The following is a 10,140-nucleotide window of genomic DNA, read 5'->3' as shown; positions in this document are numbered from 1 at the left end:
GGTCGTTCGTGTCCGCGGGGTCCTGGGCGTCGGTCGTGCCCGCGGGGTCCCGAGCCATGCTCGTGTCCGCGGCGTCCGGCGCCTCACGCATTCCCGCGCCGCCGGGCCTGCCACACGGCCGCCGCGGCCAGGGCCGCCACCGCCGCCGCGCCGGCGGCCAGGCCCACCGACGGGCCGTCGTGGTCCTCGCCGCCGCCCGGGGCGGCGCTCGGCGAAGCCGTCCGCGCCGCCGGGTCCTCCTCCGCCGACACCTGCTCGCCGCAGCCCCGCCGGGGGTAGCCGGCGATCGCGCACAGCAGCGCGTTCGGGTCGTACCGCAGCGGGCCCGCGACGGCGGCCAGCGCCTCCGCCGTCGTCGCGTCGGAGGACACCCGCGCGCACGCCGTGCGCGACGCCGGCGGTGTCTCCCCGGAGGGCGCGTCGGCGGGCGTGCCGAAGTCCAGGACCAGCGCGACCCGCTTCCTGCCCTGCTCCGCGGGCGTCTTCGCGCAGATCGCCGTGAAGTTGGCCGTGCCGCGCGGCACGGCCGCGTCCTCGGAGTCCTCGCTGACGGCGAAACGGAAGCCCTGGACGTCGCCGTCGGAGGGACGCGCCGTCGACGGCCCCTGCGTGGCGTACGTCCACCGGCCGCCGTCGCGCTCCCAGAAGGACCAGTACCGGTAGCCGGTGGCCTGCGCCTGCGCCGCGCCCGCCACCAGGACTAGCACGGCGAGCAGCGGCAGCGCCACGAGCAGCGCGGCCGGCGGCGTCGCGGCCCGGGCGCGGGCGCGGCGGATCACGGCTGCTGCCTCTTGGCGCGGCCGCTGATCAGGAACCCGATGCCGACGCCGGCGACGAGGCAGACGCCGACGAACCACCAGACGCCGAAGACGGAGCCGTTCTGCTCGTCCGAGTCCTCGTTTCCGGCGCGCGTGCCCGCCTTCTCCGCCGCCTGCGGGGCCGGGCCGGTGGCGTTGAGCCGCTCCACCAGGTCGATGCCCCCGAAGTCGTGCGGGTCGGTGCCCGTCGCGTGGGCCGCGAGGACGAGCTGCGCCCAGGCGGCGGGGCCGCTCTCGTGGGCCCAGGCCTCCGCGTGCTGCTTCAGCCAGCGCAGCGGCTTCTCGGCCTGCCGGGCCCCGCCCTGCGCGGCGAGCGCGACGACCGCGTCGGCGGTGTTGCCGTAGTCGGGCTGGTCGGTGGCGCCGGGCAGCACGGACGTCAGGTAGCCGGTCTTCCCGACCGCTCGCGCCAGGTACGACGCCCCGTTGGCCGCGGCCTGCCGCGGCGTCGGCTTCGCCGCGTCGGCGCACCGCGCCTGCGCGGCGCCCTTCGCGGGCCCGGCGTCCAGGCCCAGGCCGAGCGCGGCGAGGACGCCGGCCGCCGTGGCGTCCGCGTTGGCGGTGAGCGCGCCCTTCTTGTCCGGCTGGTAGGCGAAGGCGCCCGCCCCCGCCCCGTCGCCGGAGCAGGGCAGGGCCAGCTTCAGCAGGGCGTCGAAGGGGGACTTGCCGCCCTTCACGACCTGCGCGGGCTCGTCGCCGGCGGCGGCGAGCCCGCCGACGACGACGGACGTCGAGTTGGTGTCGCTGGGCCCGCCGGGCGTGTAGCCCCAGCCGCCGTCCGCGTTCTGCACGGACTTCAGCCAGGACACCGCCTTGCCGGTCTCGGCCCCGTGGCCGCCGAGCGCGGCGAGGGCCTGGACGGCGGCGGCCGTGCTGTTGGTGTCCACCATGACCTTGGCGTCGCAGGCCGTGGAGACGTCGGCGCGGAAGGCGGCGAACGCGCCGTTGGCGCACTGCTGCCCGGTCAGCCAGTCGACGGCCTTCGCCGCGGGCCTGACCCCCGCCGTGTGCTGGGCGAGCAACGCGAGCGACTGGCGCCAGACGCCGTCGTACTGCGGGTCGGTGCTGCCGTACAGCCCCGAGGGGATCACCGGCGACGGTGAAGCGGACGGGGCGGAGTCGGCGGCGACGGCGGGAGCCGCGGTGCCGATCACGGCGACGGCGGCCAGGGCCGCGGCGCTGCGGCGGACGTTCATGATCGGCGGATGCCTCTTCCTTGTTGTGCGGGTCGCGTCCGGGGCACGCCCCCTTCCGCTCCCCCTGGCGGAAGCCGGACAGCCCGGAAGGACCCGGCCGCCGGGCTCCGCGCACCTGGACGGTGACGTGCGCCGGCGTGAAGCCGACGCGCGTGGGCCGGTCGGCCGACCGCGCGGGGCGGTCCGGCCCACCGCCCTCGCGGACGGCGCACGGCAGCGGTTTCCCCCTGCCCGGGCGGGCCCGGAGCCCGGCGAAGCGTCGGCGCCGGACTTGCACCGGCTTCCCCCCGTACGGGCGTGATGACGACGCGCACACTCTACCGGCCCGTAATCAAGGGGCCGAGGGCAGGCCGTGCGTCCCGGGGGCGGCGTGGACGCACCCGCCGTGAGCCGGCACCGCTCGTCCCCAGGGGGCACGCCCGTCGGGGGTCGGCTCCGGCCGTCCCCGGCGGGGGAGCGTGCCGTCCGCGGGCCGGCGTCCGGCCTCCCCGGGCGGGGGAGCACGCCGGGGGAGGGGCAGCGACCGTCTTCGGGCAAGGGGGCACGCCCGTCGTAGGTCAGCGCCGACCGCCGCCGGGGTGAGCGCGCGCCCGTCGTAGGTCAGCGCCGGCCGCCGCCGGGGTGAGCGCGCCCGTCGTAGGTCAGTGCTGCTCGTCCCCAGGGGCCGTCAGGCCGATCAGCCTGCACGCGGTCTCGATGTCGGTGCCGACCTGGGCGATGGAGGCGCGGCCCGAGAGCCAGGTGATGAGCGCCGAGTGCCAGGTGTGCTCGATCACGCGGACCACGGACAGCTGCTCGGGGTCGGGGTCCTCAAGGCCCATGGCCTCCAGGACGATCGCCGTGGTCAGGCGGTACACCTGGTCGACCTCGGCGCTGACGCTGCGGTCCGCGAACGTCAGCGCGCGCACCATCGCGTCGGCCAGGTACGGCTCCCGCTGCATCGCCCGGAAGGCCCGCATCAGGGTCTCCACGACCCGTTCCGCGGGCGTGGCTCCCAGCGGTGGCTTCCTGCGCAGCGTGCCGTGCAGGTGCTCCAGCTGGTCCTGCATCGTGGCCACCAGCAGGTGCACCTTGGACGGGAAGTACCGGTACAGCGTGCCGAGCGCCACCTGCGAGCACTCCGCGACCTCCCGCATCTGCACCGCGTCGAACCCGCCCCGGCCGGCCAGCTGCGCGCTCGCCCGCAGGATGCGGCGGCGCCGGGCCTCCTGCCGCTCGGTCAGGGGCGGCGCCGCGCCCGCTCCAACGGGGTCGACGCTGGCGGAGGGCCGGGCGGCACCGGCTTCCCCCTTGGCTTCCGCAGGCATGGTCCCGTCCGTGACAGTCGGTGAGGGCGGATGTTCGAACAGCATGGCAGGGTGCGCGCCGTGGCGTGAATCACCTGATCCACTTCTCGCGGCGCCGCTACCTGCCGGTAGATTCGGAGCCTCCTGAACGATCAAGTCTGAAACTTGTTCTAGATTATCGTCCCGGCGTAATCTCGCGTGGCAGTGCAGGCAGAAGGGGGCCCCAAGTGACCGCTGAGGCCAGTCAGGCGGGTCCCCGCGAGGACCGTGCCGCGGACGGGGAGCGCCCGCTGCGCATCGCGCTCCTCACCTACAAGGGAAACCCGTTCTGCGGCGGCCAGGGCGTCTACGTCCGCCACCTCTCCCGCGAGCTGGCCCGCCTCGGCCACCGCGTCGAGGTGATCGGCGCCCAGCCCTACCCCGTCCTCGACGAGGGGTACGACGGCCTGACCCTGACCGAGCTGCCCAGCCTCGACCTCTACCGCCAGCCGGACCCCTTCCGCACCCCCGGGCGCGACGAGTACCGCGACTGGATCGACGCGCTCGAGGTCGCCACCATGTGGACCGGCGGCTTCCCCGAGCCGCTGACGTTCTCCCTGCGCGCCCGCCGTCATCTCCGCGCCCGGCGCGGCGAGTTCGACGTCGTGCACGACAACCAGACCCTCGGCTACGGGCTGCTGGGCGACGTCGGCGCCCCGCTCGTGACCACCATCCACCACCCCATCACCGTCGACCGGCAGTTGGAGCTGGACGCCGCCGAGAGCTGGAAGCGGCGGCTGTCCGTGCGCCGCTGGTACGCCTTCACGCGCATGCAGAAGCGCGTGGCGCGGCGCCTGCCGTCGGTGCTGACCGTCTCCGGCTCGTCCCGGCAGGAGATCGTCGACCACCTGGGCGTGCGCGGGGACCGCGTCCACGTCGTCCACATCGGCGCCGACACCGGCCTGTTCTCCCCCGACCCCGCCGTGCCGAAGGTGCCGGGCCGGATCGTGACCACCTCCAGCGCGGACGTGCCGCTCAAGGGCCTGGTCTTCCTCGTCGAGGCGCTCGCGAAGGTGCGGACCGAACACCCCGGGGCGCACCTCGTCGTCGTCGGCAAGCGGCCCACCGAGGGGCCGGTCGCCCAGGCCGTGGAGCGGTACGGCCTCGAGGGCGCCGTCGAGTTCGTCAAGGGCGTCTCGGACGCCGAACTCGTCGACCTGGTGCGCTCGGCCGAGGTCGCCTGCGTGCCGTCGCTGTACGAGGGCTTCTCCCTGCCGGCGGCCGAGGCCATGGCCACGGGCACGCCGCTGGTCGCCACGACCGGCGGCGCGATCCCCGAGGTCGCCGGACGTGACGGGGAGACGTGCCTCGCGGTGCCGCCCGGCGACGCGGGCGCGCTGGCCGCGGGGCTGAACCGGCTGCTCGGCGACCCGGAGCTGCGGGACCGGCTGGGCCGGGCCGGCCGCGAGCGGGTGCTGCGGCACTTCACCTGGGCGCGGGCCGCGGAGGGAACGGTGGCCCACTACCGCCGGGCCGTCGCCGAAGCGGCCGTCCGGCGCCCCGCGGACACCGCGGCCGCCCGCCCCGGCGCCCCACGGACCGTCCGTGCGACGGCCCCCGCGATCACCGCCGACGCGGCCGGCGGCCTCACCGCCGAACCTGCCGCGCCCGCTCCCACCGCCCCCATCGCCTCCAACGCCGAAAGCAGGGCCACGTGCTGACCGTCGACTTCTCCCGGTTCCCGCTCGCCCCGGGCGACCGCGTCCTGGACCTCGGCTGCGGCGCCGGCCGGCACGCGTTCGAGTGCTACCGCCGCGGCGCGCAGGTCGTGGCCCTCGACCGCAACGGCGAGGAGATCCGCGAGGTCGCCAAGTGGTTCGCCGCGATGAAGGAGGCGGGGGAGGCCCCGGCCGGCGCCACCGCCACGGCGATGGAGGGCGACGCGCTGGCGCTGCCCTTCCCGGACGAGTCCTTCGACGTCGTCATCATCTCCGAGGTGATGGAGCACATCCCGGACGACAAGGGCGTGCTCGCCGAGATGGTGCGGGTCCTCAGGCCGGGCGGGCGCATAGCGATCACCGTGCCGCGCTACGGCCCGGAGAAGGTCTGCTGGAGCCTGTCCGACGCCTACCACGAGGTCGAGGGCGGCCACATCCGCATCTACAGGGCGGACGAGCTGCTGGCGAAGATCCGCGAGGCCGGCCTCAGGCCGTACGGCACGCACCACGCGCACGCGCTGCACTCGCCGTACTGGTGGCTGAAGTGCGCCTTCGGCGTCGACAACGACAAGGCGCTGCCGGTGCGGGCGTACCACAAGCTGCTGGTCTGGGACATCATGAAAAAGCCCCTGGCCACCCGGGTGGCCGAGCGGGCGCTGAACCCGGTCATCGGCAAGAGCTTCGTCGCCTACGCGACCAAGCCGCACCTGCCGCGGCTCGCCGGGGCGGGCGCGGACTCCGGGACCGCCGGCACGGCTGCGGAGTCCGAGGCGGCCGCCCGGTGACCACTCCCCGGACAGAACACCTCGTCCTGCCCGGGGTCCTCACCGCCGAGCAGGCCGCCGCGACCGTCCACGGCATCCTCGCCGCACAGCGGGAGGACGGCGCCATCCCGTGGTTCCGGGGCCACCACCTCGACCCGTGGGACCACACCGAGGCGGCGATGGCGCTCGACGCGGCCGGCCAGCACGACGCCGCCGAGCGGGCGTACGCCTGGCTGGCCCGGCACCAGCACCCCGACGGCTCCTGGTACGCCGCCTACGCCGACGGCGACCCGGACGACGTCACCGACCGGGGCCGGGAGACCAACTTCGTCGCCTACATCGCGGTCGGCGTCTGGCACCACTACCTCTCGACCGGCGACGACACCTTCCTGGACCGCATGTGGCCGGTGGTGTACGCGGCGGTCGAGTTCGTGCTGCGGCTGCAGCAGCCCGGCGGCGAGATCGGCTGGAAGCGGGAGGACGACGGCACGCCCACCACCGACGCCCTGCTGACCGGATCCTCCTCGATCCACCACGCGCTGTGCTGTGCGCTGGCGATCGCCGAGCAGCGCGAGGAGCCGCAGCCCGACTGGGAACTGGCGGTGGGCGCGCTGCGGCACGCCATCCGCAGGCACCCGGAGCGGTTCCTGGACAAGAACCGCTACTCGATGGACTGGTACTACCCGGTCCTCGGCGGGGCGCTGACGGGAGCGGAGGCCAAGGAGCGCATCGAGGCGGACTGGGACCGGTTCGTGGTCCCCGGCCTCGGAGTGCGCTGCGTGGTGCCCAACCCGTGGGTGACGGGCGGCGAGTCGGCCGAACTGGCGCTGACGCTCTGGGCGGTGGGCGAGTCGGACCGCGCCCTGGAGGTCCTGCAGTCCATCCAGCACCTGCGCGATCCGGAGACCGGCCTGTACTGGACGGGCTACGTCTTCGACGACGACGCCGTCTGGCCCCGCGAACTGACCACCTGGACCGCCGGTTCGCTGCTGCTGGCCGTCGCGGCCCTGGGCGGCCACGAGGCCACCTGCACGGTCTTCACCGCCGACCGCCTGCCGCGCGGCCTCGACTCCGACTGCTGCCTCTGACCCCGCCCGCCGCCGGCGCCGCCGACCGTGACGGCGCCGGCCGCGCGGGAACGGGTCAGCGGCGTCCGAGCCGGGCCGCGACGGCGTGGCCGACGAACAGGTAGACGACGGCGGCCAGGCCGTAGCCGGCGACGACGCGCGCCCAGGCCTCGTCGAAGGTGAACAGGTCCCGCGACCAGGCGGCGAGCCAGTCGGCCGCGTCATGGACGAACCGCACCAGGTCGTTGGCCCGGTTCGCCTCCAGCAGGTACATCACGATCCACAGTCCGAGGATGACGGCCATGACGTCCGCGATCACCGCGACGACCGTTCCGGCGGAGTGGGATCCTCTGCGATATCCAGGGGACATGCTGTCCGTCTGGCCCCGGAATCCCGTTTGAAACCGCGCCGCCCCGCCCGGCCGCCGCAACGCCCCACCCGCCGGGTCGAGTTGGCTGCGCCCGGCACTCCGAGCCGCCCGGCCGGAACCCGGCACGACGACGGCCCCCCGCCCGGAGGGGCGGGGGGCCGTCGTACGGCTGCGGCGCTCAGCCGCGCTGGATGTTCGAAGCGTCCTGCAGTACGCCCCGGCGGCCGTCCTGCATCTCCGTCAGCAGCCCGGCGCCGCGCTGCTCCACGGCCAGGTACCAGACCCCCGGCGACAGTTCGGCGATCTGCGCCGGCGAGCCGTCCTCCGCGTACAGCGGGCGCGGCCCCGGCACGGCGAACCAGAACGGCGAGAACGGCGCCGCCGGCTGCTGGTCCTGCGGGGCCTGCGGCACCTGCCCGGCGTAGGGCTGCCCCTGCTGGGGCTGCCCGCCGAACGGCTGCGGCTGGGCACCCGGGTAGCCGTAACCGCCCTGCGGCTGGGCGCCGTAGGGCTGCGGCGCGGCCGGCCTCGGGGCGGGGACCAGGCCCGCCTGCAGGGCGGGAACGAGGGGAGTGGCGACGGCCGCGGCGGCGATGACGAGCGCGGCGAGGAAGCCGAGGATCAGGCCGGCGCCCGCGCTGACCGCGTCGATCAGCGTCCACAGCAGCACCCAGGCCGCCGAGACGGCCAGCACGGTGCCGACCGTGCCCAGCTCCAGGCCCGCGACCTTGCGCGGCTGCGGCAGCAGACGGGCGGTCACAACGAGCGCGGCACCGATCACACCGCCCAGGTAGACGCCGAAGCCCAGCCCGAGCTGGTCCCACGCGTTCGAGGCGAAGAGAGCGTCGGACAGGTCGAGGAACGACGCGATGAACAGCAACACCGCTGCTCCGATCACCACGCCGTCGCCCCGAGTGAGGGAGCGGATATTCACTTCAGGTCCTTCGAATAGGTCGTCTCGTCGTCGGTGGAGGCGTCGCTGTCACCATGTCGCCGCAGCCCCCGGTGTCAAGCGCGGGGATGACCCCTCGTCGTACGGCCGACACTATCGTCCGCGCCCTGAGGCTGTCCGCCGGGATCGGCCCGCCGGTCAGGACCCGCGCAGGAAACCCACGATTCCCTCGGAGATCCCCTGCGCCGCCTTCTGCCGCCAGGCACCGCTGGTCAGCAGCGCCGCGTCCTTGCCGTCCCGCATGTTCCCGCACTCGATGAACACCTTGGGAACCGTTGACAGATTGAGACCGCCCAGGTCCCGGCGCGTGACGAGACCGGTGCCGCCGCCGACGTAGTTGGAGGGCGCGTTGCCCGTGGCGCGCACGAAGTTGCCCGCGATCCGCTCACCGAGGTCGCGGGAGGCGGCGGCGATCGGACGGGTGTCGGCGGCCCCGGCGTGCACGGACGCCGGGAGGATGACGTGGAAGCCGCGGTCGCCCGCGGCCGCCCCGTCGGCGTGGAGGGAGACCGCGGCGTCGGCGTGCGCGGTGTTGCCGATCCGGGCCCGCTCGTCCACACACGGTCCCCACGCCCGGGTGCCGTCGTCGTGCGTCAACTTCACCGTGGCGCCCTGCTGTTCGAGCAGGGTGCGCAGCCGGTGCGCCAGCTCCAGCGTGAACCGGGCCTCGGCGTACCCGTCGTTGGTGGACGTGCCCGTGGTGTCGCACTCCTTGCGGCCGGTGCCGATGTCCACGGAGCGGTTGATCTCGGCGGTGTGCCGGAAGTTGCCCGGATTGTGGCCCGGGTCGATGACGACGACCTTCCCCTTCAGCGGCCCGCCGGCGGCGGCAGCGGCCGACGAGGGCGCCGGCGTCGGCGACACGGACCCCGGCGGGCTGGGCCGCTTGCCGTCGTCGCCGGGCACGACCGGCCGCACCGGCGAGGCCGTCCCGGCGGACGCGCTCTGCCGGGCCCCCGCGTCCGAGCCGCCCGGGGCGCCCACCGCCTCGTACACGAGCCAGCCCAGCAGGGCGCCGGGCACCAGCGCGGCGAGGGCGACGGCCAGCGGCCGGCGGCGGGAACGGCGGGGCGGCTGGGGGGAATCGAAGTCCGGGCCTGCGTACGACACGTCAGTGACTCTAACCGCGTCCCCGGCCCGCCGCGTCCGTTCGCCTCAGCACGCGCAGCGAGCCGGTGGCGGAGACCTCGGTGAACGCGCCGGACTCCAGGGCCCGGAGGTAGACCCGGTACGGGGCCTGCCCGGTGAACTCGTCCTCGGGGTCCGGGAACACGTCGTGGATGACGAGCAGACCGCCCTCGGCCACGTGCGGCGCCCAGCCCTCGTAGTCGGCGCCCGCGTGCTCGTCGGTGTGCCCGCCGTCGACGAACACCAGGCCCAGCGGGGTGTTCCAGAACGCGGCGATCTGCGGCGAGCGGCCGACCAGCGCCACCACGTGCTCCTCCAGGCCCGCCCCGTGCAGCGTGCGCCGGAAGGTGGGCAGCGTGTCCATCAGCCCGATCTCCGGGTCGACCGTCTCCGGGTCGTGGTACTCCCAGCCGGGCTGCTGCTCCTCGCTGCCGCGGTGGTGGTCGACGGTGAGCGCCGTGACGCCGGCCTGCCGGGCCGCGTCGGCGAGCAGGATCGTCGAGCGCCCGCAGTACGTGCCGACCTCCAGCAGGGGCAGCCCGAGCCGGCCGGCGTCCACGGCGGCCGCGTACAGCGCCAGCCCCTCGTCCGTGGGCATGAACCCCTTCGCGGCCTCGAACGCGGCCAGGATCTCCGGCTTCGGTGCCGCGGTCATCAGGGTCCCTCCGGTCGTACGAACGTCTGGCCCCATGCTGCCGCACCCCCGTCGGGCGGACGACGGAGGGTGCGGGTGGCGTGCATCTCAGCGGCACGGCCGACGGCGGGCGCGGGTGCGTCGGGCGTGCGTGTTGCGCCCCGGCGCGGGGGGCCGGGGGGGGGCCCCCCGGCGCCGGGGCCGGGCCCCGCGCCCAGGGGGGGGCCG

The 10,140-nt window shown here is 75.3% G+C and carries 10 protein-coding genes; 3 read left to right on the top strand and 7 right to left on the bottom strand.

Translation table 11 applies throughout. The features are described from left to right. Window positions 1-83: 83 nt before the first annotated feature. From ABZ920_RS25020 to ABZ920_RS25010, 3 genes are all read right to left on the bottom strand, one after another. On the bottom strand, window positions 84-776 hold the full coding sequence (locus ABZ920_RS25020; protein WP_361509208.1) for an SCO2322 family protein: 693 nt from the start codon (window positions 774-776) through the stop codon (window positions 84-86). Then, the gene (locus ABZ920_RS25015; protein WP_361509078.1) at window positions 776-2,014 is read right to left on the bottom strand and encodes a prenyltransferase/squalene oxidase repeat-containing protein; all 1,239 of its coding nucleotides are present in this window, start codon (window positions 2,012-2,014) and stop codon (window positions 776-778) included. The genes ABZ920_RS25020 and ABZ920_RS25015 overlap by 1 nt, the downstream gene beginning before the upstream one ends. Window positions 2,015-2,655: 641 nt before the next feature. Then, window positions 2,656-3,321, bottom strand: a complete 666-nt coding sequence (locus tag ABZ920_RS25010) for a TetR family transcriptional regulator (protein ID WP_361509075.1) — start codon at window positions 3,319-3,321, stop codon at window positions 2,656-2,658. A gap of 206 nt (window positions 3,322-3,527) precedes the next feature. Between ABZ920_RS25010 and ABZ920_RS25005 the strand changes: the two genes are divergently transcribed. Genes ABZ920_RS25005 through ABZ920_RS24995 form a run of 3 tightly spaced genes read left to right on the top strand, consistent with a single transcriptional unit; the run spans window position 3,528 to window position 6,849 of the window. Continuing rightward, complete coding sequence (locus ABZ920_RS25005) at window positions 3,528-5,000, top strand: glycosyltransferase family 4 protein (protein ID WP_361509072.1); 1,473 nt, start codon at window positions 3,528-3,530, stop codon at window positions 4,998-5,000. Then, complete coding sequence (locus ABZ920_RS25000; protein ID WP_361509069.1) at window positions 4,994-5,782, top strand: methyltransferase domain-containing protein; 789 nt, start codon at window positions 4,994-4,996, stop codon at window positions 5,780-5,782. Before ABZ920_RS25005 ends, ABZ920_RS25000 begins: the two co-directional genes overlap by 7 nt. After that, window positions 5,779-6,849, top strand: a complete 1,071-nt coding sequence (locus ABZ920_RS24995; RefSeq protein ID WP_361509067.1) for a prenyltransferase/squalene oxidase repeat-containing protein — start codon at window positions 5,779-5,781, stop codon at window positions 6,847-6,849. Before ABZ920_RS25000 ends, ABZ920_RS24995 begins: the two co-directional genes overlap by 4 nt. Before the next feature lie 55 nt (window positions 6,850-6,904). Here the strand turns inward: ABZ920_RS24995 and ABZ920_RS24990 are convergent, their stop codons facing one another. From ABZ920_RS24990 to ABZ920_RS24975, 4 genes are all read right to left on the bottom strand, one after another. Next, a complete protein-coding gene (locus ABZ920_RS24990; protein WP_361509064.1) occupies window positions 6,905-7,198 on the bottom strand; it encodes a hypothetical protein in 294 nt (97 codons plus the stop codon). Between the two features lie 178 nt (window positions 7,199-7,376). Then, complete coding sequence (locus tag ABZ920_RS24985; RefSeq protein WP_361509061.1) at window positions 7,377-8,132, bottom strand: hypothetical protein; 756 nt, start codon at window positions 8,130-8,132, stop codon at window positions 7,377-7,379. Between the two features lie 156 nt (window positions 8,133-8,288). Then, entirely contained in the window at window positions 8,289-9,260 is a 972-nt protein-coding gene (locus ABZ920_RS24980) for an N-acetylmuramoyl-L-alanine amidase (protein WP_361509059.1), read from the bottom strand. Between the two features lie 10 nt (window positions 9,261-9,270). Further along, on the bottom strand, window positions 9,271-9,933 hold the full coding sequence (locus ABZ920_RS24975) for a class I SAM-dependent methyltransferase (protein ID WP_361509056.1): 663 nt from the start codon (window positions 9,931-9,933) through the stop codon (window positions 9,271-9,273). Window positions 9,934-10,140: the final 207 nt, after the last annotated feature.

Source organism: Streptomyces sp. NPDC046831 (assembly GCF_040645305.1).
GTDB lineage: Bacteria > Actinomycetota > Actinomycetes > Streptomycetales > Streptomycetaceae > Streptomyces.
This window is presented reverse-complemented; position numbering and strand designations above follow the sequence as displayed.